Raw genomic sequence first — 25,826 nt, forward strand, 5'->3', positions numbered from 1 at the left:
GCGCCGGCGCGGAGCGCACCCCCTGAAATCAGCCCGTCACGCGCGGACAGCCGAGTCGGCGAGCGCGAGGACCGACGGCGCCCATCGTGCGACGTACGTGTCGAACGCCGACGGGTCGTCGTACCGGCTCTCCTGGAGATAGGTCCCCGGCGCCACGACGGTGGCGCCCAGCTCCACCAGGACCGGCCGCAGGAGCAGCTCGGGCGCGAGCGCGTGGGCGGGTCCGGCGCCCAGCATGAGGGGCACCGCCACCACGCCGGCCAGCCCCGACCCGGTGGCGAACTGGTCGAGGAAGACCTTCAAGATCCCGCTGTACGTCGCCTTGAACGTCGGGCTCGCGACGACGACCAGGTCGCTCGACGCCACCGTGTCGACGGCCACCTCGACGGCCGGGTCACCCCAGCCGAGGAGCCCCGGCCCGAGCGTCGCGACGTCCACGACGTGGTCCGGTGCTCGCCCGGCCAGCCTGCTCGCGAGCACGATCGCCGCGTCGAGCGTGCGCGATCCGACCTTCGGGTTTCCGGTGACCACAGCGACCTGCACGGACGTGCCTCCTTCTTGGGGACGTTCAGGCCAACCAAACTAGAGCGTCCTTATGGTGTAAGGCCACTGCCTCGCGCTGCTCCTCAGGCCTCGAGCGTGACCTCGCCGTACGGCAGCAGGCGCACCGGACCGACCAGCCCCGTCCGTACGCGGCCGGCCGCGCCGAAGACGTCGGGCTGCGCCGTGCGCATCCGGTTGAACAGCGTGGTCGCGACCTCGACCTCGACGTAGTTCACCCCGGCATTACCGGCTCGCCGGGTCGACGAAGGTCTGCTCGACGCCTGGCCAGCCGATCCGGCGGCTGAGAGAGGACTGGCTGGGTCGGTCTGGCACGTCGGCTGCTGTAATCCCGAATGAAATCCAGCCAGTGGCCGGAACCGGCCACTCCCATGACATCGTGGCCCGCATGACCTCGGAGCCGTCGACCTCGCCCGCGATCCGCGCAGCCGACCTCACGGCGACAGCAGTGCTTCTCGTCGGCTTCTCGGCGCTGGTCGTGGTGCTCGGCGGAATCGCCGCGTGGCTCGGCCTCGGGTCGAGCCCGTGCCTCGGCGACACGTCCGGCCGCTGCGCCCACGCCCCGGTCGGGCCACGGTTCGTCGCCTGGACGTTGGTGGGTGCGCTGACGATTCTGTGGGCCGTCGCGGTGTGGCGCATCGTGGCGCGCATCCGCGGCGGGCTCACCGCGTGGACGGTGCCGATCCTCGCTGCCGGCGTGGCTGTCTTCCTCATGGCCGTCGGCGCAGTCCTCATGGCGGTCGTCGCCTGAACCCGACGACGGGTGAGACTAGGGCGATGAGCGCACTCTCCGACGACGACCTCCAGCACCTGCGACGCTGTGTCGAGCTCGCCGCGACCGGCCTTGCCGAGGGCAACGAACCGTTCGGCTCGGTCCTCGTCGACGCGAGCGGCCACGTCCTCTTCGAGGACCACAACCGCGAGAAGGACGGCGACCACACGCGCCACCCTGAGCTGGCGATCGCCCAGCGGGCCGCCGCGCAGCTCTCACCGGAGACACGTGCGGGCTGCACGGTCTACACCTCCGGCGAGCACTGCGCGATGTGCGCGGGCGCCCACGCATGGGCGGGGCTCCAACGGATCGTGTTCGTCGTCGCGGGCACCCGGCTGGCCGAGCTCCTCGCGAGCTGGGGTGTCCCGCCCTCACCGGTCGCGCCGCTGCCGATCACCACGGTCGCTCCCGAGCTCCCGGTCGAAGGCCCGGTGCCCGAGCTCGCCGGCGAGGTCGAGGCACTGTACGAGCGGTGCTTTCGGCGCACCTGAACGGGCTCAGGCAGTGGCAACCTCCGGGCGTCGTTCCCCGAGCCGGCCGGACAAGCCCAGCACGGTGGTCGCGGCCGAGATGCTCTGAGCGGCGAGCAGGCCGACAAGGACCAGGGTCTGCACGAGCGCGGCCTCGTACGGAGTGGCGCCGCCGAGCAGCAGGCCGACGTAGGCACCCGGCAACGTGACCAGGCCGGCCGCCCGGGTCTGGTCGAGGCCCGGCGTCAGCGCCCGCGCGACCGCGCGAGGCCCGAACTCCGACACCGACTGTCGCGGGGTCAGCCCGATCGCGAGACCGGCCTCGACCTCGCCCCAGCGGTCGGTGACGTCGTCGCGCAGCCGCTGGCCGGACAGCGATGCGGCAACCATCGCGCCACCGATCACCTGCGCGGCGAAGGGCACCACCATCTCGGCGCCGCCCGGGAGGATGTCGAGCGCCATCACCGGAGCCACCGTCACGGTCGCGCCGCAGGCGATCGCGCCCAACGCCGTCGGATAGACCCCGTACCCGAGCCCGATCCGTCGCGTCGACGTCAACGCCGCTGCGGCCAGCATGACGACCAGCAGCGCCGCGGCGGCCGTGGGGTGACGGAACGCCCACGCGATCACGAGCGAGATCAGGCTGAGCTGGACGAGCCCGCGGACCGTCGCAACGACCGCGTCGGTGCGCAGCCGCACTCCGGCCCACGTCATCACGACGAGCGTGACGGCGGTCAGCAGCACGAGGACGACGCCGTACCGGACAAGATCCACGACGCCACGCTAGACCTGCGGACCGCTTCAGGCGTCGAAGCGCACGGACGCCTCCAGGAGGTCGCTGACGTCGGCGCCCGGCGCGAGCTCGTCGGCGGGCACCCTCGCGCCGCCGGAGCCGGGCTCACGACCGTGCCGTCGGGCAGCGCGAGCCGCTCGGTTGTCCGGAAGTACGGGTTCTTCTCGGGGTCGGGGAACGGGATCGGCGCGGAGGGGGTCAGCGGGTCGTTCTCGCCGTCAGGCCCGACCATGAGGACCGCTGGGCGACCCCCTCGGACGCCACAATGACTTCACCGGCATCTCGGGGCCGGCATCCGACCGCGTCCGTCGAGGAGTCCCCATGCGTGCACGTACCGCCGTCGTCGGCGAAGAAGAAAGGCCCGCCGTACGGACACCGGCGCCGCCTAGTGTGTGACGTTCCACACCCCACTCCTCCAGGACCGGCTCGTGTCCGATCGCAATGAGAAACGGCGTCGCGGCTGTCGCCCACAACCCCGATCGCCAGACCGCGCGGATCTCGTGCGACACCGGCGAGCTCGTCGTGTGGCGCTTCGGTGCAGGTCAGCCCGGGGTTGCGAATGATGCGGGGTTCCAGTTCCTTGTACCCTGACATACCCATTCGACCGGTATGACCAGATTCACACTCCCGACCCGCGTCATGCCGACTCCGACCGGACGTTGTAGAAGTGAAGGAGCAGCACCCGGTCCGACGGGTGCCGTGGTCGACAGCGAAGGAGCACGAGCGTGTACGGCATCGACCTCAGCGTGGCCGGGTCAATGGTGCGCCGCACCGTCGACGGACGGCGCCCCAGCCCCAACCACGTGTTCGTGGTGGCGGACGTCGAGGTGACCAACCGCGACGACATCCCGGTCGCCATGTCACGGGTGCCGGCCGTGTTCCTTGCCGCAGACGGCAGCCAGCACGAGCCCGCCGTCCCCGCCCTGTGGCCGGACGAGGAGGTCGTCGTCGGCCCGCACGCGACCGAGACCGTCAAGGTGCTCTTCGACGTTGCCCGCACGAAGGCCGCCGGAGGCGCCGTGCGTATCGTTCGAGGCAACGGACCGACCGGCCGTCGCCTGCACCTCGCGTCCTGACACGCAGCGCCGGAATACGGCGCCCGGAACGCGAGTTGCCCGCTCTCATGACCACCATCGGACTCATCGGTTCAGGCCACATCGGCAGCCAGGTCGCGCGCGCGGCGATCGCGCAGGGCTACGACGTCGTCCTCAGCAACTCGCGCGGCCCCGAGACGCTCAAGGAGCTGGTCGACGAGCTCGGGCCCCAGGCGCGCGCCGGCACGCCCCAGGACGCGGCAGAGGCTGCGGACCTGGCCGTCGTCGCGACCCCGCTCTCCGCAATCGCGACCATCCCCGTCGAACCGTTGGCCGGCAAGGTCGTCATCGACACCAACAACTACTACCCCCAGCGCGACGGCCAGTTCGCTGCACTCGACGACGAGTCGACGACCGTCTCCGAGCTCCTCCAGCAGCACCTGCCGGAGTCGAAGGTCGTCAAGGCGTTCAACCACATCGCGTGGATGCACATCAGCGAGCACGCCAAGCCGTCCGGCACCGAGGGCCGCCGCGCCCTGGCGATCGCCGGGGACGATGCCGAGGCCAAGGCGACCGTCGCGGCGTTCATCGACCGTACGGGATTCGACGTCGTCGACCTTGGCCCGTTGTCGGAGGGCTGGCGCACGCAGCGCGACACTCCCGCGTACGTCGCGCCGTTCACCGCTGACGAGCTGAAGGCCAAGATCGCCGAGGCCAAGCGCTACCGCGACATGTGACCGCCGGCGCATTGAAGGTGCATCGGCGTGGACGGCGGACGCACGTCGGTGGTACGACGGCGGGAAGGGGGCCCGCCATGACCAGCATCGACGCCCGCACGAGTCCACCCGCCCGTCTCGCGGAGGACGACGCCATCTCGCTCGACGAGCTCCGGCTCGCGACCCGCAACCACGGCATGCCGCTCGAGATGCTCGACCTCGACGTGACCCCGCCGGGGCTTCACTACGTGCTGGTGCACTACGACATCCCGTTGATCGACCCGACGACCTGGCGGCTCGAGGTCGACGGCCACGTCGCGCACCCCCTGAGCCTCGACCTCGAAGGCCTCACTCGGCTCGTACCGAGCAGCCCGGTACGACGCCGTGTCACCCTCGAGTGCGCCGGCAACGGGCGCGCCCGGACGTCACCGCGGCCAATCAGCCAGCCGTGGCTCGACGAGGCGGTCGGCACCGCGCGCTGGTCGGGGGTCGCGCTCGACGCCGTGCTCGATCTGGCTGGGCTCCTTCCCGGCGCCGCGTCGGTCGTCTTCACCGGTGCGGACCACGGCGTCGAGCGCGGTGTCGAGCAGGACTACCAGCGGGCGCTGACGGTCGAGGAGGTCGCACACGGCGAGGCGTTCGTCGCGACGACGATGAACGGCGCGCCCCTGCCGCCGCAGCACGGCGCACCCGCCCGCCTCGTTGTCCCGGGCTGGTACGGGATGGCCCAGGTGAAGTGGCTCGTACGGATCACCGTGCTCGACCACGCGTTCGAGGGGTTCCAGAACGCGACCGCATACCGGATCAAGCAGACGGCCGACGACCTTGGCGATCCGGTGACGCGGATCGAGCCGCGCGCCCTCGTACGACCACCGGGGTTCCCCGACTTCCAGACCCGGACGCGGGTCGTCGACGCGGGCACGCACGAACTCAGCGGGCGCGCGTGGTCCGGCTTCGCACCGGTGACGCGTGTCGAGGTCAGCACGGACGGCGGCGCAACCTGGCGCGATGCCGAGGTCGACCCGCCCACGGAGCCGTATGCGTGGCAGCGCTGGTCGGCGCTCTGGCACGCGACACCGGGGTACGTCGAGCTGTGCGTGCGCGCGACCGACGCGGACGGCCGTACGCAGCCGCTCGCGCAGCGCTGGAACCGCCAGGGCATGGCGAACACCCACGTCCAGCGCGTGCCGGTCGTGGTCAGGGTCCCTCCGGAGGTCTCCTGACGTCAGGGCGATGACTCAGTGGTGGTGGGAGTGCGCGTGCTTCTTGCCCGGGAGCTGCGCACGGATCTCACCGTTCGGGTAGCCGTCCGAGTGCACGTTGACGTACGCGGTGCCGGCGCGGATCGCCGCGATCAGCTCGGCGAGCTCACCGGCGCGATCCCTTGCGAGGCAGGACCGACGACGTCGGCAGCGACGATCGTGCCGGTGACCGTGCCCTCCTGCGGACAGGTCTGCGTGCCTGCCGGCCCGTTGCCGAGGTTGGTGCACAAGAACACCGAGATCCCGCCGTTGATCGCCTTCTGCCCGAAGTGGATGTGCGCCTGCGCGACGGGACTGGTGAGGCCACCGTAGGTGAGGCGGTAGTGCAGGGTGCTGCCGTCCTTCGAGATCGTGGAGCGGAACGTGCCGCCCGCACTCGTCGAGAGTGCCGGGACCTCCTCCTACCCGGTGAGTGTCGTCCGCTTGCCGGAGGGTCCTGAGTCCCCCTTCGCCATCGTCATGCCCGCAGCGCCGGAGACGAGGATGACGGCTGCGGCCGCGACCGGTCCAGCTTTGCTGACCATCGGCCTTCCCTTCGTCAGTCGAGCGCCTGGAACTCCTCGAACACCATGAATGCCGGCCAGAACAGGCCCTGGACGATCGCCCAGCAGTACTCCCAGAATCCGTCGGCCTGCTGCCAGAACCACACCCACGCTCCGAAGATCCCGAGCGGATAGCTGACGCTGCTCGCACCCGTCGCGGTCCCGCAAGGTGAAGCACCTGCCGCCGTCGGTGCCGTTCTCGACCTGGACGCGACTCAGGGGTTGATCAGCACGCGGCTGAGCTCGGGCAGCGCCGCGAGCTCGCGGTCGAGGATCTGACGAGCATGGGTCACGGAGTCCACGAGCGGGTGCAGCGCGAGCGCTTTCAGGGCGGCCGAACGCGAACCGGAGGTCGCGGCCTCGATCGTCGTCCGTTCCACGTCCTTCACGGTCGAGACGAGTCCACGCTCGTGCGGGAGCAGCTGTGACACCGCGACGGGACGCGGACCGTCGGCACCGACGGTGCACGGCACCTCGACGATCGCGTCCGCGTCGACCGCGTCGAGGGTCCCGTCATTGGGGACGTTGAGCACGAGGTCGGCCCCCTCGTCGGCCGCGATCGCCGCCATGAGCGCCAGCGCCACCCGGTCGTACCCACCGCCGTCGAGGTCCTCGTCGTCGCGGGCGCCGGCGTCGGTGCTCGCGCGTCCTTCGGCCATGTAGGTCTCCTCGCGGTCGAGCCGCGTGCGCTCCCAGTGCGCGAAGGCGTCCCCCTCCCCGGCATAGAAGCGCTCCTGCTGCTCCAGCAGATACTCGCCGCGCGTCACACCGGCCCTCTCGATCGACGCGACGGCGTCGGCGGTGTAGTACCAGTACCAGAGGTATTCGTTGGGGACCGTGCCCAACGACGCCAGCCACTGCGGGCCGAAGAGCCGGCCCTCCTCGATCTGCGTCAACCGGCTGGGGTCGGCGAGCAGCCCCGGCAGCAGGTCGACGCCGTCGACGACCGCACGGTGCAGCCACCCGAGGTGGTTCAGCCCTGCATAGTCGAACGTGATCTGCTCCCGCGGGATCTCCAGGAGGCGTGCCACCCGCTTGAAGAGACCGACCGGCGAGTCGCAGATCCCGATCACCCGGCGCCCGAGCACCGCGGACATCGCCTCGGTGACCATGCCGGCGGGGTTGGTGAAGTTGATGACGTACGCCTCCGGCGCCGCGCGGCGCACCGTCTCTGCGAGCGCCAGCGCGACGGGGATGGTCCGAAGGCCGTAGCAGACGCCCCCGGCACCGGTCGTCTCCTGACCGAGGACGCCGACATCGAGAGCGGAGCGCTCGTCGCAGACGCGCCCCGCCAGGCCGCCGACTCGCATCGCCGAGAACACGAAGTCCGCACCCGACACCGCGTCGGCCAGGTCCGTCGTGAGGCGCACCCGCGGCGGACGGGCGTACTCGCCCGCGATCTCCGACAGCACCGCCGCGACGCGCTGCAGCCGGACACCGTCGGTGTCGTGGAGGACGAGCTCGTCGACACGCGAGGTGTGCTCGTCCGAGGCCAGCGCGCGATAGACGAGCGGCACCCGGAACCCTCCGCCACCGACGATGGTGAGCCTCACGAGTCCTCCTGGGTGTCGTACGGGCGGGCGACGTGGACGTCGACGGCGGCATCTTTCATCACCCGTGCGGTCTCGTCGTCGACGGGGCGGTCCGTCACCAGCACGTCGTACTGGTCGGGCCCGCACACCCGGGCGTATCCACCCCCGGGGAGCTTGGTGTGGTCGGCGAGGAGCACGACCCGGTCGGCGACCTGGAGCATCGCCTTCTTGACAGGGACCTCGACGGCCGTGGTGTCGAAGACCGACCCGTCGCGCCGGACCCCGCTCGTGCCGAGGAAGAGGACATCGGCCTGGACCTGGGCGATCGCCTGCTCGGTGAGGAACCCGACCATCGAGTGGTAGTTCGTACGGACCAGACCACCGAGCAGCATGAGGTCGACGACGGGGTCGTCGCGCAGCTCGTCGTACACGGCGAGGCTGGACGTGATCACGGTGACCCGGCGTCCACGCAGCAGCCGGGCGACCAGGCTCGTCGTCGTGCCGATGTCCAAGACCACGACCGCGTCGTCGGGGACCAGGGTCACCGCGTGCTCGGCGATGGCCCGCTTCTCGAGTGGGTTCTGCGTCGCGACGCGCTCGAAGGGTGCCTCGCGGTCGAGCGTGGGAGCGGCCCCGCCACGGAGGCGACGGAGCTGGCCGGCGTGCGCCAGCGCGGACAGGTCCCGGCGGATGGTCGCGTCGCTGACGTCGAGCACGCGCGCGAGCGTGGCGACGTCGACGGGACCGCTGGTCTCGAGGAGATCGAGGAGCCGCTCGTGTCGGAGATTTGCACGCACACGGTGACCATAACAGGCAGATCCGCGCACGGATACGCATCCACGCTCACCTCTTGCGCGATCCTGCGCATTTGAGCGACACTCACGGAATGGCCCACGACAGCCCTGAGACCGACGACCTGGCGTGTGACTTCTTCGTGACCGGCCCGGTGTTCCTCGACATCATCTTCACCGGTCTGCAGGAAGCGCCAGTCGGAGGACGGGAGGTCATGACCTCGGGGATGGGCTCGAGCCCGGGCGGCGTCGCGACGCTCGCCGTCGCCGCCTCTCGCCTCGGGCTGCGAACCTCGCTGGCCGCGGCGTTCGGTGACGACATGTACGGCGACTACCTGTGGGGCACGCTCGAGGACGACGAGGCGATCGACCTGTCCGCGTCGCACCGGTGGCCCCACTGGCACTCGCCGGTCACGGTCTCGCTCGCCTATGACAAGGACCGCGCGATGATCACCCATGCGCACAAGCCCCCGCGGGCCGACCTCGCGGTCCCCCACGTCCTGCCGACGGCGCGTGCCGCGTTCGCTGACGTGGGCGATGAGCGGCCTGACTGGCTCGACGCCTCCGCCCAGCGCGGCACGCGCATCTTCGCCGACGTGGGCTGGGACCCGACCGGCCTCTGGGACGCGACGTCGCTGCGCGAACGGCTCGACGGGTGCTATGCCTTCGTCCCCAACGCCGTCGAGGCGATGACCTACACCGGCACCGACTCCCCCGGCGCCGCGCTCGAGCGGATCCGTGACTGGGTCCCGCTTGCCGTCGTGACCGCGGGCAGCTCGGGCTCGTACGCTGCCGACGCCACCACCGGCGAGACCGCGTGGGCGCCGGCGCTCACCGTGCCCGCGCTCGACCCGACCGGGGCCGGCGACGTCTTCCTCGCAGGGCTCGTCGCCGCCACCCTCCGCGAGTGGCCGTTGCTGCAGCGCCTGCGCTTCGCCAACCTCTGCGCCGCACTGTCGGTACGCGACTTCGGTGGTGCGCTGGCCGCGCCAGGCTGGGGCGCCATCTGTGAGTGGTGGGAAGCCCTCGAGCCCGGCTCCTGGCTGGCGCGCGACTACGCCTTCCTCGACGACGTGCTGACGACCGTCGAGCACCGCACGTACGGCCGAGCCGTCGCCACCATCGGCTTCGTCGGGGACACCCATGACCACCCGAGCCACACCCCGACCGAGCCTCGGACCCGAGATTTCCGCACCGCCCCCCGGGGCGAATGACACCCAGGAGCCGCCATGACCGTCCGTGCCGTCAAGAAGTCGGTGCTCACCGCCGCCGTCGCGGCCGCGAGCGCCGTGCTCGCCCTGTCTGCATGCACGCCCGGCGGCGGAGGCGGTGACGACGAGGGCAAGGAGGCCAAGCCCGACGACATCTCGACCGACGTCGCCGCGATGGGCGACCTCACCCTGGACGTCTGGGACCAGGAGGTGCGCGGTGGGCAGGCGAAGCAGATCGAGACCCTCAACGCGGCGTTCGAGAAGAAGTACCCGAACGTCACGATCAAGCGCACCTCGAAGTCCTTCGACGACCTCCAGAAGACCGTCCGCCTCGCGATCACCAACGACGACCCGCCAGATGTCGTCCAGGTCAACAACGGCCGCGCCGACATGGGACAGTTCGTCTCCGCTGGGCTGCTGCAGTCGCTCGACGGGTACGCCGAGGTCTACGGCTGGGACGAGCGCTTCCCCGAGTCGGTGCGCAGCACGGCCTCGTACAGCAAGGACGGCAAGACCTTCGGTGAGGGTTCGCTCTTCGGGATGGCGCAGGTCGGCGAAATGGTCGGCCTGTGGGTCAACAAGCAGAAGCTCGGCGACCTCGGCATCGAGGCCCCGAAGACGCTCGACGAGCTCGAGGCCGCGATGAAGGCCGCAAAGGCCGCCGGCGAGCTGCCGGTCCAGCTCGGCAACGCCGAGGCGTGGCCGGCGATCCACGACTACGCCGTCGCGATGAACCAGTACGTGCCGCGCGACGACACCCGTGCGCTCGGGTACGGCCGCGAGGGAGCCTCGTGGACCACAGAGGAGAACGTCGACGGCGCCGACCTGTTCAAGTCCTGGGTCGACGCGGGCTACCTGACGCCCGACTTCAACGCCGTGCCCAACGACACCGCGTGGCGCAACTTCGCCAAGGGCCAGGGCGTGTTCATGATCGGCGGCACCTGGTACCAAGCAGACCTCGAGGCTGCGATGGGCGACAATCTCGGCTTCGCGCTGCCGCCGGTCGGCCCGGTCGGCGAGCTGGCCGTGACCGGCGGCACGGGCCTCCCGTTCGCAATCACCGAGGCCAGCGAGCACGCCGACGCGGCCGCGGCATACCTCGACTTCCTCACCAACGCCGACGCGATGAAGGTGATCCAGGAGAACGGCGGGCTCCCGGTCATCGACGGCGACGCAGCCAGCGCGACCGGTGTCGGCAAGGAGGTCGTGGAGGCCTGGAACCAGGTGACCGCAGAGGACTCCCTCGTGCCGTACCTGGACTGGGCGACGCCGGACATGAGCGACCTGCTCGGCCAGGAGCTCCAGAAGCTCAGCGCCGGCTCGACGGACACCGCCGCGTTCCTCGACGCCCTCGAGAAGAACTACACGGACTTCACGGACCAGAACGAGTGACGAGCCAGGGCGCGCGACGGCGCCACGGACCCCCAGGAGAGCCGCGCAACGTCGCCTATCTCTATCTCCTGCCGGGGTTCGTGGTGCTCGCGCTCTTCCTGCTGGCGCCGCTCGCCTACGCGGTGTGGCTGTCGTTCTTCGCGTGGGACGGGCTCTCCTCCGGCACCTGGGTGGGGCTGCAGAACTACGTCGACGTGCTCACCGACCCGGCGCTGCGCACGCCGTTCGGGCACGCGCTCGTGCTGCTTGTGTTCTTCTCGGTGATCCCGGTGACGTTGGGACTCCTGGCGGCCTCGTTGCTCGTCCGGTCGACAGTGCGCGGGCGCGGGATCTTCCAGGCCGTCGTGTTCGTCCCGCAGGTGATCGCGCTGACCGTCGTCGCCGTCGCGTGGAAGCGGATTCTCGCGCCGGACGGCCCGCTCAACGAAGCGCTGCGCGCGGTGGGTCTCGACGGGCTCGCACGCGGCTGGCTCGGCGACCCGAGCACCGCGCTGATCGCGATCGGGCTCGTCGGCACGTGGCTCGGCACCGGCCTGTGCACCGTGCTCTTCCTCGCAGGGCTGTCACGGATGGACCGCGCGGTCTACGACGCCGCCCGCCTCGACGGCGCCGGCTTCTTCCGCGAGACCTTCGCCATCAGCCTGCCGTCCCTGCGCAACGAGCTCGCCGTCGCCCTGACGCTGACGATGGTCGCCGCGCTGCGGACGTTCGACCTCGTCTATCTGATGACCTCCGGCGGACCGGGCGGCGCGACCGCCGTCCCGGCGTACGAGGTCTACATGAAGTCGATGCGGCAGGGCGACGTCGGCACCGGTGTGACGATCGCGCTGCTGCTGGCGGCGTTCATCATGCTGCTCACCGTCCTCGTGAACCGGATCCCGGAGCGTGAGAACCGATGAAGACCTCGCGGCTCGAGCGCAGCGTCACGATCGTCGTCCTGGCGCTCGGCTCAGTCGTCGCCCTCTTCCCGATCGCGATGATCGTCGCGTCGGCGTTCGTCTCCGACAACCCCAACGAGTCCGGCATCGTCTGGAGCAACCTCGCCACCGCGTGGGACGAGGGGCACTTCTCGACGTACATGCGCTCGAGCGTGATCGTCACGGTGTGCGTGGTCGTGCTCGCGACGGCGCTGTCGTGCATGCTCGGCTACGCCTTCGGGACGATGCGCTTTCGCGGCTCGTCCGTCCTGTTCTACGTGCTGCTCCTCGGCCTGATGGTGCCGAACGAGGCGATCGTCGTCCCGCTCTACTACCAGCTGCGCGACCTGGACCAGATCAACACGTACCAGGCGCTGATCTTTCCGCAGGTCGCGCAGTCGCTCGCGTTCGGCACCTTCTGGATGCGGGCGTACTTCCGAGGGACATCGCGTGACCTGGTCGAGGCGGCGCGGCTCGACGGCGCCGGGCACTTCCGGACGTTCTGGTCGGTGCTCCTGCCGATGGGGCGTCCCGCGGTCGTGACGATGGTCGTGCTGTTCTCGATGTGGACCTGGAACGAGTTCTTGCTCCCGCTGGTGATGATCCCCAGCAACGAGGACCTCCGGACCGCGCCGCTCGGGCTGACCTTCTTCAGCGGGCAATACACCGGATCGCCGTCGCTCCTCGCAGCAGCCGCACTGATCGTCGCCCTGCCGATGCTCGTGCTCTTCCTGATCGCCCAGCGTCACTTCATCCGCGGCATGACCGAGGGGGCGGTGAAGGGCTGAACCACGTGGTTGACCGTCGATCGATCCGAGAACCAAGGGGGACTCATGGTCCAGCGCACGCAGCAGACGTCCAACTCCACCGGTGCCGCTCCACCACCACGATGGCGAAGGCTCGCCACGACCTCGGCAGCAGCCGCGCTCCTCGGTGCCGGCCTCGTCACCGGGCCGGCAGCAGCAGCGCCGTCCCCCGAGACGACGGCCACGAAGGCCACCGACCTCGACGTGCTCTTCGTCGGCGCGCACCCTGACGACGAGTCGGGGCGGCTGTCGACGTTCGGCGAGTGGGGCGAGCGGTACGGCAGCCGCGTCGGCGTCGTGACGATCACCCGCGGCGAGGGCGGCGGCAATGCCGTCGGCCCCGAGGAGGGCCCGGCCCTCGGCCTCATCCGTGAGCGCGAGGAGCGCGCCGCCGTCGGTACGGCCGGCGTCCGCGACGTGTTCAACCTCGACAAGGTCGACTTCTACTACTCCGTCAGCGCTCCCCTGCACCAGCAGGCGTGGGACGCGGAGGACTCCCTCGAACGGCTCGTCCGGATCGTCCGCGAGACCCGGCCCGAGGTCGTCGTGACGATGACCCCTGCCCCGACCCCCGGCAACCACGGCGGTCACCAAGAGGCCGCGCGGCTCGCCGCGGAGGCGTACGCCGTGGCCGGCGACCCGTCGCGCTTCCGCTCGCAGATCACCAAGGAGGGACTGCGCCCGTACGCTCCGGCGAAGCTCTTCTTGAACTCCGCCCGCGGCAGCGGCCAGGTCGGTTCCTCGTGCCCGCGCGCGTTCACCCCGACCGATCCCACCGACGACGTGTACGGGGTCTGGGCCGGGGAGCGCGCGGCCAGCGGCAAGACGTGGGCGCTCGTCGAGCGCGAGGCGCAGCGCAAGTACGCCTCGCAGGGCTGGGCCGGGTTCCCCGATCCCAGCACCGACCCCGAGGCGATCGGGTGCGACTACTTCACCCAGGTGGCCTCGCGCGTGCCGTTCACGCGCGGCGACCAGTCGGCCGCCGCAGCCTCCCCCGCGACGATGCTGCAGGGTGCGACGCGCCAGGCTCGCGGCGGACTTCCGCTCGGGACCGGCCTCGAGCTCACCGGCGAGGACGTCGACGTCGTGCCCGGCCAGTCGGTGACGCTCGAGGCGCGGCTCACCGCGCCGAAGCGCACACGGCTCGTCCGTGCCGCCGGTGCGGTGACGCTGCCGCAGGGGTGGAGCGGGACGACCTCGGTGTCGTTCGGCACGGTTCCTCGTGGGACGACGGTCACCCGCACGATCACGGTGACCGCACCGAGCGGGGTCACGGCGAACACCCGGGCACTGGTCGGGCTCGACGTGCGCTCAGGCGCGGGCGCCGGCTCTACCAACCAGAAGCTCTCGGTGACGCCGAGCGTGTCCGGGACCCAGCAGCTCCTGCCGCAGGTCGCCGAGTTCGAGGAGTGGGCTCCTACGGTCGGGCTTCCGCAGCTGCGCGGGCTCGTCACGCCGGTGCTGACGCTGCCCAGCGGCGGCACACGTACGCTCGGCATCGACGTCACGAACCACAGCGACGCCGCTGAGTCCGGAACGGTCACGGTGGACCTGCCGGACGGCTTCGCGGCGGCCGACGACACGATCTCGTACGAGGGACTCGCGCCAGGTGCGACACAGCGCCTCGACCTCGAGGTCACCAACACCGACGACACGCTGCCCACGTCGAACGAGGGCGGCGTCGGCGGTGACTACGGTTACACGATCACGACGACGAGCAGCTCCGGGTCGTCGACCACGACGGCGGCGCTCGAGCTGGTCCCGACGACGCAGGTCGGCGAGACGGCGGCGCCGACGCTGGACGGCACCGTCGGCGCCGGTGAGTATGCGGCCACGATCGACCTCTCGCGGCGCTGGGAGGGGGAGGCGTGCACGTCTCCGGCGGACTGCAGCGCGACCGGCTACGTCACGCGGTCGGGCGACGACCTCTACGTCGCCGCCGAGGTGACCGACGACGTCAAGAGCGCCGTGCTCGCGGCGTCGGACTGCAAGCGCCACTGGCGCGTCGACTCGCTCGAGGTCGCCATCGATCCCGACGGGTCGTCGGAGAACACCTCCACCACCTTCAAGATCGGGGCACTCCCGTTCACCGCCGAGGGCCAGTCGTGCGCCGCGCGCGATGCCGACCACACCCAGGGCCCGATCGGCGCCTTCCCGATGTCCGGCGAGGGCGGCTCCGACGAGACGACGCTCGATCCGGGCAACGTCGCGCCCGGGTTCGAGATGGCCTCGGCGGTCGGCGCGCCGTACACGGGCTACGTCATCGAGATGAAGATCCCGCTCGCCGCGCTGCCGGCGACGGTCGATCCCGACCGGATGGGCTTCAACATGTTCGTCTACGACTCCGACACCCAGGACAAGGCCGGCCAGACCCGCGTCGGGTGGTCGACGTGGGGCGGGGTCCAGGGCGACCCGTACCGATGGGGTCGTGTCGAGCTCGGGGGTGGCGCGCCGCCGGAGGTGGAGAGCGTGCCGCCGAAGCTGGACTTCCCGGGGCTCGACAGCCTCGACTCGCCGCAGTCGATCGAGCAGGCCGTACGCTCCGGCGTCGGGCTGTCGGGGCTCCCGACGCTCGCCCCGCGGTCGACCGCGCGCGTGCGTCGGGCGACGCAGCGCGGTGACGCGGTCGTGGTGACCGTCGACGTCGACAAGCGCGGCACCGCGCACCTGTTCGCGGTCACCGGTGACGACACGCAGCTGGCCGGTTCCGTCGAGGTCGCCCTGCGACCAGGTCGGCGTCAGATCCGGATCCCGGTGACGGAGACACCGTCGTCCGTGCTGCTCGGGTTCGACCCCGACCGCCGTACGGGGACCGCGAGCTCGTCAGTGCGGGTGCGGTGACGACACCACCCGGATCGACCGTCCGCCACCTGGTCCGCGACGACGCGGGCCAGGTGGCGGACACGGCCGCAGACCTCATCCTCGACGTGCTCGAGACCGACAGCGCCGTCGGTCTCGCGACCGGCTCGTCACCCCTCGGCGCGTACCAGGAGATCGTCCGCCGGGTACGTTTAGGCGCGACGGCCTCCCCGGTCGCGCGGCGCGGCTTCCTGCTCGACGAGTACCTCGGCCTCCCCGCCGGCGACCCGAACACGTACGCCTCGGTGATCAGACGCGAGGTCGCCGACGCGCTCGGGCTCGACGTCCGGGGTCCGGACGGCCAGGCGGCCGATCCGGAGCAGGAGGCCGAGCGGTACGGGCGCGAGGTCGTGGCGGCGTCCGTCGCGGTGCAGGTCCTCGGGATCGGCCGCAACGGTCACCTCGGGTTCAACGAACCGGGCTCGTCGCTGGACTCGCAGACCCGCGTCGTGCGGCTGACCGAGTCGACACGACGGGACAACGCGCGGTTCTTCGACTCCCCCGCCGACGTCCCAACCCACGCGATCACCCAGGGGCTCGCGACCCTCATGCAGGCGCGGCGTCTGGTGCTGATCGTGCTCGGCGAACGCAAGGCGGAGGCTGTCCACGCCGCGCTGCACGGTCCGGTGGATCCCGCATGTCCCGCTTCGGTGCTGCAGCGACACCCCGACGCGTACGTCGTCACCGATCGCGAGGCCGCCGCAGCCGTACGCTGAACGCGTGCCCGAGCGGTCGACGATCCTCTCGCGGCGACGGCTGCTGGGCGTCGACGCCGCCCGGGCCGTCGCGCTGATCGGGATGATCTCGACCCACGTCGAACCGCACATCGGATCCGACGGTCAGACGTCTCTCGCGCACGTCCTCGCCGCAGGACGCGCCTCGGCGCTCTTCGCGGTGCTGGCCGGTGTGAGCATCGCGCTCGCCAGCGGCGGCACATCGCCACCCCACGGTCGTGGGTGGGCGACCGCGGCGGCCGCGACCACCGCGCGGGCCGCAGTGATCTTCGTCGTGGGGCTGGTCCTCGGGGCGTTCGACTCCGGTCTCGCGGTGATCCTCTGCTACTACGGGGTGCTCTTCGTCGTCGCACTGCCGTTCCTCCGGTTGAGGGCCGGGTGGCTGATCGGTCTCGGCCTGACCTGGGCGTTCGTCGGGCCCGTGCTCAGCCAGTGGCTCCGCCTCGGCATCGAGACGCCTCTGGACTCCGGGGTTCCGAACGTCGGGACGCTGCTCACCGATCCGGTCGGCACCGCGTCGAGCCTGCTGCTCACCGGCTATTACCCGGTGCTGACCTGGACCGCCTACCTGCTGGTCGGCATGGGTGTCGGCCGGCTGCCCCTGCGGCGGGTGGGTGTCGCGGTGTGGCTCGCTGTCGGCGGTACGGCCCTGGCCGTGCTCTCGTACGCGGGCTCGGCGTGGTGGCTCGCAGGCGGCGGGCTCGCCGAGCTCGAGGCGGCCGGCACGGGTCGGCACTTCACGACGGGCCCGATCGATGACGACATCCTTCACGTCGGCTTCTTCGGGACGACCCCGACGACCTCGTGGGAGTGGCTCGGGATCGCTTCACCGCACTCGGGTGCGCCCCCTGACCTCCTGCACACGCTCGGGTGCGCTCTCGCCGTGCTCGGGCTCATGCTGCTGCTCGAGCACGCGGTCGGACGCGCCCTGTGGCCGGTCGCCGCCATCGGCAGCATGACGTTCACGCTGTATTCGCTGCACGTCGTCCTCGTCGCGACCGTCCTGCCGGAGACGATCGACGACGCGTTCCTCGTCCACACGGCGATCGCGGCCGCGATCGCGATCCCGTGGCGCCGGTACGTCGGGCGCGGGCCGCTGGAGGCGGTGGCCGCCGTCGCCGCGAACGGCGCCCGACGAAGGGTCCGCGAGCATGCCACGCAAAGGTGACCCGGCGGGTCCCGACGCGCAGAACGTCCAGACCCGCCCCGTACGATCCCTTCGTGACTGACACCTTCCGTATCGGCGATGGACAGCCGGTCGCCCACGAGACCGCCAAGCACCTCTGGACCAAGAGCGCCCGCGAGATCCTGGTGGAGAAGGCACGCGAGTACGGCGGCGACATCAGCGACCAAGAGCTTGCCGTCGAGGTGCAGCACCGGACCGGGGTGAAGACCCGCGCGCTCTCCGAGACCTGGCTCGGTCCGGTCCTCGAAGACGTGGCGACCGCCTCTCACGCGCAAGGAGAGCCGATCCTCGCAGCACTGTGCGTACGCGAGGACGGGCGAGCGGTCGACGGCTACCGGCTGATGGTCGCGCGAGTGAGCGGCGCCCCGGTCGCCGACGCCGATCGGCACGCAGCCGAGCAGCGGTTCGCCTGCTACCAGCGGTTCGGAGCGGCGCTCCCCGCCGACGGTGGGCGGCCGACGCGGTCGCCGCGGGTCGCGCTGGCGTCGCGGACCGTGCGGCGCGGGCCGGCGGTCCGCAAGGTCGAGCGGCCCGTCGTCGTCTGCCCGCGGTGCTTCATGGCGGTCCCGGCGACGGGCATCTGCGACTCCTGCGGCTGACTACACGAGCGGTCTGTTGGCGCGCACCTCGTAGAGCCGGAGGAAGGCCTCGAGAAGCTGAACCGCCGCGAGGTACGGGAACAGGACACTGCTGGGCATGCTCGTCGCACCGGCGTCGAGCAGGTCCGGTCGCGCACTGCCCGACGTCTCGAGCGCCGACGCCCCGACAGGCGCCCACGGCCGTCCGTGGGCGAAACCCGAGCTGAGCTGCCAGGGACGCCGAACCCCGAGGGTGGGCTGCGGAAGGTTCTCGTCCGCGTACGCGATGGCTTCGGTGCCGGTGTAGCCGCGGCGGACGCGCTCGGGTGCGAGAAGGCGACGGTGCGCGACCGCGTCGAGCTCGCCCAGGCGGGCGTCGACTGACGCCATGCTCGGGACGTCAAGGTGTCGTGTGGCGTCGTCCGAGTCGATGACGTCCTGGGCGTGCCACTGCAGGGTGCGCTCGATCCGGTCGTCACGGCGGTCGGGCCTGAGGATCCAGAAGGCGGTGGCCAGGTTCTCCAGGGCGCCGCGCGCGAGCGACCACGTCGCTGCCGTGTGCGGGACCTTCTGGTCCACGACGAGCACCTTCGCGGCATGGAGGTGGTCGATCCCCGCGGTCAGCGACATCCGCAGAACGCGGCTCGTGGGATAGGGATTGCTCGCGATGTCGTCGGCGGCCAGCGACGATCCACGTTCGACCGGGAAGTCGTCCTGAGTGTGGCACCGCTTCACCATGCGCTCGATCAGGACGGGGCTCGACATGGTGACAGCGGCGTGGGTCTTGGGCATGCAGAGGTTCCTTGGGTGAGGGGGTTGTCGAATACTGCCAGGCCCGGATCGCCGCGTGCCAACCGCGTAGTTCACGAGGCTCCGACATGTCTGTACATCTCTGTACACTGACGCCCATGACGACGATGTCCATGAGCGAGGCCCGCGCGCAGCTCGCTGCGCTCCTCGACCGGGTCGAGGCGGGCGAGGAGATCACGATCACCCGTCACGGGCGGGCTGTCGCACGGCTCGCCCCGCCCCACGAGTCACGGACCGCGCGCGTCGACCACCTCTTCGCCGCGGCCGATGCCATCGCCGTCGAGCTCGATGCCTCGAGGCACGCGCCACTCCCCGATCCGACCGGCGAGGCGGACGCTGATGCGCTCGTACGCGCGATGCGCGAGGACCGAGACGCGTGGTGACCGCGGCCTTCGACGCCGACATCGTGATCTACGCGGCGGCCGGCGACGACCGCGGAGACCTACTGCTCGACGCGATCCACGACGCGGCCGCCGACTCACCTGCGGGGGTGGGCTCGACCCTTCTCCTCACGGAGACCCTGACGTTGGCCGGCGACCGTCTCGCCGAGCGCCCCAGGCTGCTGGCGATCCTCGGTCGCCTGGCGCTGCTTCCCGTGACCCACGACGTCGCCGTGATGGCTGCCGCGCTCCGCGTCCGGCACCGCCTGAAGACTCCGGACGCCCTCCACCTCGCGACCGCGATCTCCGCGGGGGCAGACCGCTTCGTCACGAACAACCGACACGACTTCGCCCGCGGCATCACCGAGATCGACGTCGTCCACCCCTGAGCGTCACCAGCGGCGGGGCTTGCCCTGGTCTCCCTTGCGGAAGTCGCAGACACCACCGGGGAAGACCTGCGCGAGTCGCGCCCGCTCCGCAGCGGTCGGCCGCCACGCCCCGTACAGGCCCTTGGCGATCGCCGCCCCCACCGGCTGCAGCGCGCACTTCCAGATGCCGCCCTCGTACGGCCCGCCGGCGACACGCCGTGACGAGGAGTAGATCGGGAACTTCTGCGTGCAGTCCCCCGCCGCCCGCGTGTCGAGCACGCCGTCCCACACCCGCCGCCCGGACGCGATCAACGAGCCGTCCGTCGCGAAGCACGAGTCGACCGCCTGCGCCGGCTTGTTGCCCGCGACGCCGCGCTTGGGGTGCGCGTCGATGTTGCGCATCCACTGGTCCATCACCGCGAACGCCATCGGCGTCTGGTCGAACTGCTGGCTCGGCCGCGCGTCGGTGAACCACACGACCTGGTTGGACGCGTCGCCGTCCGCGTTCAGCATCCGCTGCCGAGCGGCGAACGACTGCTGCGTGTTGTGCATGTCGAGGTCGTCCTCAAGGTATGGACGCCAGTCGATCACCGGGATGTCGATGTCACCCTCGAACTGCATGCCGGACGTGTACGCCGCGCGCATCGCGTCACGGTCACCCGCCCGACGTGGCGCCGGAGTCACGCCGCCGTCCGGACTGAGCTGCATGTTGCGCGCGCTCCACGGGTCGAAGTTCTGAGGACTGAACGACCCGACGAACGGGAACCCCTCCTCGACCATGTCGGCCGAGTCCTTCCAGCTGCCGACCTTTGCGTTGAGGTCAAGGAACTCCGCAGGGGTGATCACGCCGTCGGTCAGCGCCTTGAGGCCGTACTGCACGCCGACGTTGTCCCACGGGACCCGCGCGAAGCCCTCGTCGTCGGTGCCGTAGATGTTCACCAGGTCGCCCCAGTGCGTCCACTCGACGCCGTCGGCGCCCTGCGCGAGCTTGTCGAGGTCCTCGACGTCGGTGAATGTCGGGTTCATCGCGAGCGGCGTGAGCCCGAACCAGCCCGGCTTGCACTCCATCAGTGCCGGCGCGGGCGAGGCCGGGTCACGCGTCATGACCTGGTAGCCGAGCGCCTGGTAGGCGGCGTACAGCTGGTTCCACTGCGCGGTCTCGCCCGCCGAGAGGTTCTTCGGAAAGCTGGTGCCGTTGAGCCCGATGATCGCCTGCCGGACCTCAGGGTCCTTCCACTTGGGGTTCGCCCGGTCGGTCGCGTCGAAGTAGTGCTCGAGCAGCTCGCAGTCCCCGACATGGATGACCTGCGTGACCATGTCGGGATACGAGTACTGCGCGATCGCGGCATCGATGAGTCCCGGGTGGTTCTGCGCGTAGACGTACTGCTGGATCGCGCCACCGGAGCCGCCGACCGCGACCGTGTAGTCGGGGACGCCGTGGGTCTCGACCGTGTGCTCCTTGAGCATCAGCGCGGTCTCGCCGCCGACCTGCAGGTTGTAGTGCGTGCTCGTGCGCGTGCCGCTGGACCACATCACGCCATAACCGAGCTTGAGCAGATCGGCTGGCAGCATCGCGCCTTCGCTGGTCGTGCCCTGCGTGTGCCCGATGGCGACGCCGCCCTGGAAGCTGAAGACGAGGCGCTTGTTCCACAGCGAGTCGTCGGGCTGCGTCGGATCGGCCTCACCGACAGGCGCGAGCATCGCGACGCTATAGACGAACCGGTTGATCGTGCCGCGTTCCCAGCGCACGATGAACGGCACCGTCTTGCCGTCCATGGTGGTGGTCGTCGCCGTGTCGGCCGGCGGGCTCGCCGGATCGTCGAGCCAGTGGAAGCGGTTGTCGGTCGTCGAGCGGTAGACGTAGCCGTAGCGGGTCTCGGCCGCGCAGTCACCGCTCCATCCCACGATGTCCGCGTCCGCCGTCGGATAGCCGCGGCCGTCCTGCGGATAGCTGCCGTCCTCGCCCTCAGCGGCCACCGGGATGCCTAACTGGTCCTGGTTGTCGACGATCGGCTGACCCAGGATCATCCGCCCGTCGAACTGGCCACGCGCGGTCGTGCAGACGAACGGCTGCTGCTGGGGACCGGAGAAGATCGGGCCGCTGGTCGGGTGGTTGACGAGCGTGAGCGTCCCGCTGGTTGAGCCCTTCCCGCTGGTTGAGCCTGTCGAAACCCTCACCCGGTTCTTCCCCAGCTCCAACCCCTCCACCAGCCCGACGAGCGTGCCGTCGGCCGAGGCGTCGAAGGCGGAGGTCACGTCGTCGCCGTTGAGCGTCACGCGCACGTCACGCGGTCGCACCCTCTTCGGCAGGGTGACCTCGAGCAGCGCATCGCCTCCGGTCACCTGGTCCGGCTCTCCCGAGAGCACCGTGATCGTGAGGCGGTCACCATGCCTCTTGCCATGCCCACCGTCCGCGTTCGCAGTCTGCGCAGCGACCAGACCCAGCGCGGCCACGGCCAGCGTGGTGGCGGCCGCGACCACGCGGCGTACGACGAAGCTCGACATCTCTGCCCCTCCTCCGGCGACGCCGTCGTCGCCCGCTGGCGGTCACAGTAGTGTGACCTACCTCACATTGGCGAGCGCCATGCAGATCCTCGTCAGCGCTCAGCGCAGGTCGGAGAAGAAGGCGCGAACGTCCTCGACGAACGCCACCGGCTCCTCCCACGCCGCGAAGTGACCGCCGCGGTCCACGTCGACCCATCGGGTGATCGCGTGCTCCTTCTCGGCGAATCGACGGATCCCGACATCGCCGGCGAAGACGATCACGCCCGTGGGCACTCCGGTCGCCGGGAGCGCCTCGCCCCAGCTCTGCGCGCTCACGTAGCCGACGTACGCCGACGACGCCGCCGTGTCGGTGAGCCAGTAGAGCATCACGTTGGTGAGGAGCCGGTCCGTGCCGAGGATCTCGTCCGGCAGCACCTCGCGGGGGTACGTCCACTCGCGGAGCTTGTCGACGATCCACGCGAGCTGCCCCACGGGCGAGTCCGCCAGGCCCGCGGCGAGTGCCGTCGGCCGCGTCGACTGGATGGCGATGTAGCCGAAATGCTCCTGCATGAACTCCCCGGTGCGACGGACGCGATCGCGCTCGAGGTCGGTCAGGCTCGCGAGCTCGTCCTCACCGAGCTCGTACGTCGGCGCACCGATGTTGCCGTTGAGGTGCACGCCGACGACCGTGCTGCCGGGCGTGCCGTCGCTGCCGGTCTCGCGCGCCACCGCAGGCGCGACGCCCGCACCGATGTCTCCGCCCTGCACGCCGTACCGGTCGTAGTCGAGGCGTCGCATCAGCTCGGCCCACACGCGCGCGATCCGCGCCTCGTTCCAGCCCTCGTCGTGTACAGGGCCGGAGAAGGCGAAGCCGGGCAGGCTCGGGATCACGACGTCGAACGCCTGCGCGGCGTCACCCCCGTACGCGACAGGGTCGGTCAGAGGCCCGACGACGTCGAGGAACTCGACCACCGAGCCCGGCCAGCCGTGGGTGAGCAGGAGCGGGAGCGCGTCCGCCTCGCGTGAGCGCACGTGCAGGAAGTGGATGCGCTGGCCCTCGATGTCGGTGAGGAACTGCGGGTACGCGTTGAGCGCGGACTCCTGCGCACGCCAGTCGTAGTCGTCGCGCCAGGTCGCGACGAGGTCGCGCAGGTATGAGGTGGGGACACCGGTCGCCCAGCTGTCGCCAGGGAGCGGTGTCGTGAACCGCGTCCGCGCGAGGCGTTGCGCGAGGTCGTCGAGCTGTGCCTGCGGAATGTCGATCGTGAAAGGGATCAGTGCTGCCGACCCCGAGGTGTCTGTTGTGGTCGTCATCGTTCGACCGTACGGCCTCATCGGCCGCTGAGCCGGACCGAGAAGTCAGCTCGAGCTGGTGTCCCTCGGCAGCTTCGGGATCGGCCAGCCGAGGAACGCGTCCTGGCTCCGGGTCTGCAGGTAGACGCGCCCGGGACCGGTCAGGTCCAGCAGCGTCGACTTCCAGCCCCCCAGCCGACGAGGTGGCCCGTGTCGACGACGTACTGCTCCGATCGCGCCGTAGCTGTAGCCCGGGCGGCTGGTGATCTCGACGTAAAGAGGGTCAGCGTGACATCTCTACCGTCGTACGTCGCGAAACCATCCCTCTCGGTCGCGAGGGTCCGGTCCGGTACGCCGCCGCGTCGGCGCCGCCGTCCCGGCGGGAACGACGGCGTGGTGAGCCAGCTCCGCACTCAGGGCCGCCTCCCCGCCACTCAGATCGGGAAGGCGCTGCGCGAGCGCCGGCACCGCCGCGGACGGGAGGTGACCGGTGAGCACGGTGAAGCCGTCCTTCGGCGTCGACCCGGTCGTCTTCCCGCCGAGCCGGCCGATCAGCGACAGGACCGCGCCGAGCGTGTCGTCCGGCAGGTCGATCTCGTACCGGTCGATCGGGCGGCACACGTGCGTCCCGGCACGCTCGAGCGCCGCCATGAGCACCACCGGCGCGAGACTGCGAAAGTCTGCGCCGACGCTCGACATCGCCTTGTTGAACGCCTCGTGCGCGTGGCTCTGACGTGGGGAGTAGCCCGACCGCGTCATCGTGACCACGCAGTCCGTCACCTCCCACCCGGCGAGCCCCTGGCGGAGTGCGGCGCGCACGCCCTCCTCGGTCGCGGCGATGAACGCCGGCGGCAGATTGCCGCGCTCGACACCCGGTGAGAACACCACGCCACTCCCCCGTGTGCCCGGCTCGACCCGTAGACCGATCGTCGCCAGGTAGGGGTTGGCGTCCACCCCGATCACGTCCAGCGCCTCCCCTGTCCCGACCACGCGCTCGAGGCACACCACCGAGGTCTCCGAGAAGCGGACCAGCACCCCGTACCGCTCCTCGAGGAGCGCGGCGACGACCTCCTTCTGCACCTCGCCGTGAAGGCGGACGACCGCCTCTCCCTCTTCGCCGTCGATACGCAGGCCGATGAGCGGGTCCTCGTCCGCGAGCTCGGCGAGCCCTTGGAACATCGCGATCCGCTGCGTCGGGTCGTACGGTTCCACGACGGTCTGCAGGGTCGGCGGCGCGAACGCGTACGACGCCCGTCCCGCCGCGCTCCCCAGCACGTCGCCGATCCGGACGTCGAGACCTCGTACGGCGGCGATCTCGCCCGCCTCCACCGCGTCGGAGATCCGCAGTCCCCCAGGTCGACTCACCGCGATCTCAGTGACGGACGCGGGACGCCGCCCGTCCGGAGCGACCTTTTCGCGGAGGCGGAGTGCACCGGACCACCACCGCACCCAGGCACGCCGTCCCCGTTCGTCGCGGTCGATCGCGAACACGGTGCCGGAACTCGGGCCGTCCGGCGCCGCCGCCGACGGGAGCAGCCGGGTGATCGCGTGACGCAGCGGTTCGATGCCGGCACCGGTGAGCGCCGAGCCGGCGAGCACGGGCGTCAGAGCGCCTCGTCGTACGCCCTCGCGCAGCGCGCGTGCGACGTCGCCAAGGGCGGGGGTCGCGCCGTCGACCCACGTCGCGAGGACGCCGTCGTCGACCGACGCTGCCGCCTCGACGACCTGTGCGTCCCCCGCCGGCACCGCCTCGACCTCGACCTCACGCAGCCCTGTCCCCCGCACGCGAGACAGGACGACGACCTCCGGCGTCAGCCGACGGCGTACCTGCGAGACCGCGCGGTCGAGATCCGCCCCGGACCGGTCGACCTTGTTGACGAACAGGAGTGTCGGCACTTCCAGCCGCCGCAACGCCCGCCAGAGGACGACGGTCTGCGGCTGCACCCCCTCGACGGCGGAGACGACGAGCACTGCGGCATCGAGCACCGCCAGCGACCGCTCGACCTCGGCGACGAAGTCAGGGTGTCCTGGCGTGTCCACGATCGTGACGACGAGGTCACCGAACGCGAGGGTCGCGACCGAGGCGCGGATCGTGATCCCGCGCCGGCGCTCCAGGTCCGAGGCGTCGGTGCGCGTGGTGCCGGCGTCGACGCTGCCGAGGGCAGCAACGGCACCGGCGTCGTACAGGAGTCGCTCGGTCAGGCTGGTCTTGCCGGCATCAACATGCGCGACGACTCCGAGGGTGAGTGAGGACGAGGTCAAGGGTCAGCTCCACGGTGGGACGGAAAAGGGTCCGGGGCGTGGTCGCTGCAGGCATGCTCGTGGTTCCTCTCAC

Annotated in this window: 26 protein-coding genes and 1 pseudogene; 15 read left to right on the plus strand and 12 right to left on the minus strand. The window is 70.8% G+C overall.

Features of this window, described 5'->3' with window-relative positions; translation table 11 throughout:
* Positions 1-36: 36 nt before the first annotated feature.
* Both H4N58_RS11380 and H4N58_RS11385 read right to left on the minus strand, forming a co-directional pair.
* The gene (locus H4N58_RS11380; RefSeq protein ID WP_167250672.1) at positions 37-543 is read right to left on the minus strand and encodes an NADPH-dependent FMN reductase; all 507 of its coding nucleotides are present in this window, start codon (positions 541-543) and stop codon (positions 37-39) included.
* 83 nt (positions 544-626) lie between these two features.
* Positions 627-779 carry a hypothetical protein gene (locus H4N58_RS11385; RefSeq protein ID WP_167003156.1) on the minus strand — a complete coding sequence of 51 codons (153 nt, stop codon included), beginning with the start codon at positions 777-779 and terminating at the stop codon, positions 627-629.
* Positions 780-949: 170 nt separating this feature from the next.
* On the opposite strand from H4N58_RS11385, the gene H4N58_RS11390 reads away from it, so the two are divergent.
* A complete protein-coding gene (locus H4N58_RS11390) occupies positions 950-1,312 on the plus strand; it encodes a hypothetical protein (protein WP_167250670.1) in 363 nt (120 codons plus the stop codon).
* 26 nt (positions 1,313-1,338) lie between these two features.
* Positions 1,339-1,824 (plus strand): nucleoside deaminase, encoded by a 486-nt coding sequence (locus H4N58_RS11395; protein ID WP_167250668.1) that lies wholly within the window; start codon positions 1,339-1,341, stop codon positions 1,822-1,824.
* 6 nt (positions 1,825-1,830) lie between these two features.
* On the opposite strand, the gene H4N58_RS11400 is transcribed toward H4N58_RS11395, so the two are convergent.
* Positions 1,831-2,577, minus strand: a complete 747-nt coding sequence (locus H4N58_RS11400; RefSeq protein WP_167250666.1) for an ABC transporter permease — start codon at positions 2,575-2,577, stop codon at positions 1,831-1,833.
* Between the two features lie 744 nt (positions 2,578-3,321).
* Between H4N58_RS11400 and H4N58_RS11405 the strand changes: the two genes are divergently transcribed.
* From H4N58_RS11405 to H4N58_RS11415, 3 genes are all read left to right on the plus strand, one after another.
* Positions 3,322-3,672 carry a hypothetical protein gene (locus H4N58_RS11405; RefSeq protein ID WP_167250664.1) on the plus strand — a complete coding sequence of 117 codons (351 nt, stop codon included), beginning with the start codon at positions 3,322-3,324 and terminating at the stop codon, positions 3,670-3,672.
* A 47-nt stretch (positions 3,673-3,719) separates the two neighbouring features.
* Positions 3,720-4,367, plus strand: a complete 648-nt coding sequence (locus tag H4N58_RS11410; RefSeq protein ID WP_167003165.1) for an NADPH-dependent F420 reductase — start codon at positions 3,720-3,722, stop codon at positions 4,365-4,367.
* A 77-nt stretch (positions 4,368-4,444) separates the two neighbouring features.
* The gene (locus H4N58_RS11415; protein ID WP_167003167.1) at positions 4,445-5,569 is read left to right on the plus strand and encodes a sulfite oxidase; all 1,125 of its coding nucleotides are present in this window, start codon (positions 4,445-4,447) and stop codon (positions 5,567-5,569) included.
* A 15-nt stretch (positions 5,570-5,584) separates the two neighbouring features.
* Here the strand turns inward: H4N58_RS11415 and H4N58_RS20955 are convergent, their stop codons facing one another.
* From H4N58_RS20955 to H4N58_RS11435, 5 genes and pseudogenes are all read right to left on the minus strand, one after another.
* On the minus strand, positions 5,585-5,797 hold the full coding sequence (locus H4N58_RS20955) for a CHRD domain-containing protein (protein WP_370465470.1): 213 nt from the start codon (positions 5,795-5,797) through the stop codon (positions 5,585-5,587).
* A pseudogene (locus tag H4N58_RS11425) lies at positions 5,701-5,994 on the minus strand (CHRD domain-containing protein); the annotation flags it as partial. The gene H4N58_RS20955 and the pseudogene H4N58_RS11425, both read right to left, overlap by 97 nt.
* A 15-nt stretch (positions 5,995-6,009) precedes the next feature.
* Positions 6,010-6,132 (minus strand): hypothetical protein, encoded by a 123-nt coding sequence (locus tag H4N58_RS20675; RefSeq protein WP_255490656.1) that lies wholly within the window; start codon positions 6,130-6,132, stop codon positions 6,010-6,012.
* Positions 6,133-6,365: 233 nt separating this feature from the next.
* Positions 6,366-7,703 carry a 6-phospho-beta-glucosidase gene (locus H4N58_RS11430; protein ID WP_182397090.1) on the minus strand — a complete coding sequence of 446 codons (1,338 nt, stop codon included), beginning with the start codon at positions 7,701-7,703 and terminating at the stop codon, positions 6,366-6,368.
* On the minus strand, positions 7,700-8,479 hold the full coding sequence (locus H4N58_RS11435; RefSeq protein ID WP_167250662.1) for a DeoR/GlpR family DNA-binding transcription regulator: 780 nt from the start codon (positions 8,477-8,479) through the stop codon (positions 7,700-7,702). Before H4N58_RS11435 ends, H4N58_RS11430 begins: the two co-directional genes overlap by 4 nt.
* 89 nt (positions 8,480-8,568) lie before the next feature.
* Here H4N58_RS11435 and H4N58_RS11440 point away from each other — a divergent pair, with 89 nt between their 5' ends.
* From H4N58_RS11440 to H4N58_RS11475, 8 genes are read left to right on the plus strand one after another with little or no spacing between them, the layout of a single operon-like run.
* A complete protein-coding gene (locus tag H4N58_RS11440; protein ID WP_167250660.1) occupies positions 8,569-9,687 on the plus strand; it encodes a carbohydrate kinase family protein in 1,119 nt (372 codons plus the stop codon).
* A gap of 15 nt (positions 9,688-9,702) precedes the next feature.
* Positions 9,703-11,076, plus strand: coding sequence for an ABC transporter substrate-binding protein (locus H4N58_RS11445; RefSeq protein WP_167003175.1), 1,374 nt, complete (start codon positions 9,703-9,705; stop codon positions 11,074-11,076).
* Complete coding sequence (locus tag H4N58_RS11450) at positions 11,073-11,975, plus strand: carbohydrate ABC transporter permease (RefSeq protein WP_167250658.1); 903 nt, start codon at positions 11,073-11,075, stop codon at positions 11,973-11,975. The genes H4N58_RS11445 and H4N58_RS11450 overlap by 4 nt, the downstream gene beginning before the upstream one ends.
* A complete protein-coding gene (locus tag H4N58_RS11455; RefSeq protein WP_167003179.1) occupies positions 11,972-12,781 on the plus strand; it encodes a carbohydrate ABC transporter permease in 810 nt (269 codons plus the stop codon). The genes H4N58_RS11450 and H4N58_RS11455 overlap by 4 nt, the downstream gene beginning before the upstream one ends.
* A gap of 45 nt (positions 12,782-12,826) precedes the next feature.
* A complete protein-coding gene (locus H4N58_RS11460) occupies positions 12,827-15,640 on the plus strand; it encodes a sugar-binding protein (RefSeq protein ID WP_167250656.1) in 2,814 nt (937 codons plus the stop codon).
* The gene (locus tag H4N58_RS11465; protein WP_243845102.1) at positions 15,637-16,374 is read left to right on the plus strand and encodes a glucosamine-6-phosphate deaminase; all 738 of its coding nucleotides are present in this window, start codon (positions 15,637-15,639) and stop codon (positions 16,372-16,374) included. Before H4N58_RS11460 ends, H4N58_RS11465 begins: the two co-directional genes overlap by 4 nt.
* A 4-nt stretch (positions 16,375-16,378) precedes the next feature.
* Positions 16,379-17,560 (plus strand): heparan-alpha-glucosaminide N-acetyltransferase domain-containing protein, encoded by a 1,182-nt coding sequence (locus H4N58_RS11470; RefSeq protein ID WP_167250654.1) that lies wholly within the window; start codon positions 16,379-16,381, stop codon positions 17,558-17,560.
* A gap of 53 nt (positions 17,561-17,613) precedes the next feature.
* On the plus strand, positions 17,614-18,177 hold the full coding sequence (locus H4N58_RS11475; RefSeq protein ID WP_167250652.1) for a hypothetical protein: 564 nt from the start codon (positions 17,614-17,616) through the stop codon (positions 18,175-18,177).
* Here the strand turns inward: H4N58_RS11475 and H4N58_RS11480 are convergent, their stop codons facing one another.
* Positions 18,178-18,948 carry a hypothetical protein gene (locus tag H4N58_RS11480; RefSeq protein ID WP_167003187.1) on the minus strand — a complete coding sequence of 257 codons (771 nt, stop codon included), beginning with the start codon at positions 18,946-18,948 and terminating at the stop codon, positions 18,178-18,180.
* 116 nt (positions 18,949-19,064) lie between these two features.
* Here H4N58_RS11480 and H4N58_RS11485 point away from each other — a divergent pair, with 116 nt between their 5' ends.
* Entirely contained in the window at positions 19,065-19,349 is a 285-nt protein-coding gene (locus tag H4N58_RS11485; RefSeq protein ID WP_167003189.1) for a type II toxin-antitoxin system Phd/YefM family antitoxin, read from the plus strand.
* The gene (locus tag H4N58_RS11490) at positions 19,343-19,735 is read left to right on the plus strand and encodes a PIN domain-containing protein (RefSeq protein ID WP_167003191.1); all 393 of its coding nucleotides are present in this window, start codon (positions 19,343-19,345) and stop codon (positions 19,733-19,735) included. The genes H4N58_RS11485 and H4N58_RS11490 overlap by 7 nt, the downstream gene beginning before the upstream one ends.
* Before the next feature lie 3 nt (positions 19,736-19,738).
* On the opposite strand, the gene H4N58_RS11495 is transcribed toward H4N58_RS11490, so the two are convergent.
* The 3 genes from H4N58_RS11495 to H4N58_RS11505 all read right to left on the minus strand — a co-directional run bounded on the left by H4N58_RS11495 (position 19,739) and on the right by H4N58_RS11505 (position 25,753).
* Positions 19,739-22,219: a DUF6351 family protein gene (locus H4N58_RS11495; protein WP_167250650.1), complete on the minus strand. Its 2,481-nt coding sequence runs from the start codon at positions 22,217-22,219 to the stop codon at positions 19,739-19,741.
* A 99-nt stretch (positions 22,220-22,318) separates the two neighbouring features.
* On the minus strand, positions 22,319-23,512 hold the full coding sequence (locus H4N58_RS11500; RefSeq protein WP_167250648.1) for an epoxide hydrolase family protein: 1,194 nt from the start codon (positions 23,510-23,512) through the stop codon (positions 22,319-22,321).
* 276 nt (positions 23,513-23,788) lie between these two features.
* Positions 23,789-25,753, minus strand: a complete 1,965-nt coding sequence (locus H4N58_RS11505; RefSeq protein ID WP_167250646.1) for a translation factor GTPase family protein — start codon at positions 25,751-25,753, stop codon at positions 23,789-23,791.
* Between the last annotated feature and the right edge of the window lie 73 nt (positions 25,754-25,826).

The organism is Mumia sp. ZJ1417 (assembly GCF_014127285.1).
Lineage (GTDB): Bacteria > Actinomycetota > Actinomycetes > Propionibacteriales > Nocardioidaceae > Mumia.

Bases quoted from the DNA above. Each gene is read 5' to 3' on its own strand.
- H4N58_RS11415 (WP_167003167.1), top strand. From the start codon at position 4,445: ATGACCAGCATCGACGCCCGCACGAGTCCACCCGCCCGTCTCGCGGAG.
- H4N58_RS11410 (WP_167003165.1), top strand. From the start codon at position 3,720: ATGACCACCATCGGACTCATCGGTTCAGGCCACATCGGCAGCCAGGTC.
- H4N58_RS20675 (WP_255490656.1), bottom strand. From the start codon at position 6,132: ATGGTCAGCAAAGCTGGACCGGTCGCGGCCGCAGCCGTCATCCTCGTC.
- H4N58_RS11480 (WP_167003187.1), bottom strand. From the start codon at position 18,948: ATGCCCAAGACCCACGCCGCTGTCACCATGTCGAGCCCCGTCCTGATC.
- H4N58_RS11390 (WP_167250670.1), top strand. From the start codon at position 950: ATGACCTCGGAGCCGTCGACCTCGCCCGCGATCCGCGCAGCCGACCTC.
- H4N58_RS11455 (WP_167003179.1), top strand. From the start codon at position 11,972: ATGAAGACCTCGCGGCTCGAGCGCAGCGTCACGATCGTCGTCCTGGCG.
- H4N58_RS11445 (WP_167003175.1), top strand. From the start codon at position 9,703: ATGACCGTCCGTGCCGTCAAGAAGTCGGTGCTCACCGCCGCCGTCGCG.
- H4N58_RS11500 (WP_167250648.1), bottom strand. From the start codon at position 23,512: ATGACGACCACAACAGACACCTCGGGGTCGGCAGCACTGATCCCTTTC.
- H4N58_RS11395 (WP_167250668.1), top strand. From the start codon at position 1,339: ATGAGCGCACTCTCCGACGACGACCTCCAGCACCTGCGACGCTGTGTC.
- H4N58_RS11485 (WP_167003189.1), top strand. From the start codon at position 19,065: ATGACGACGATGTCCATGAGCGAGGCCCGCGCGCAGCTCGCTGCGCTC.
- H4N58_RS11495 (WP_167250650.1), bottom strand. From the start codon at position 22,219: ATGTCGAGCTTCGTCGTACGCCGCGTGGTCGCGGCCGCCACCACGCTG.
- H4N58_RS11440 (WP_167250660.1), top strand. From the start codon at position 8,569: ATGGCCCACGACAGCCCTGAGACCGACGACCTGGCGTGTGACTTCTTC.
- H4N58_RS11460 (WP_167250656.1), top strand. From the start codon at position 12,827: ATGGTCCAGCGCACGCAGCAGACGTCCAACTCCACCGGTGCCGCTCCA.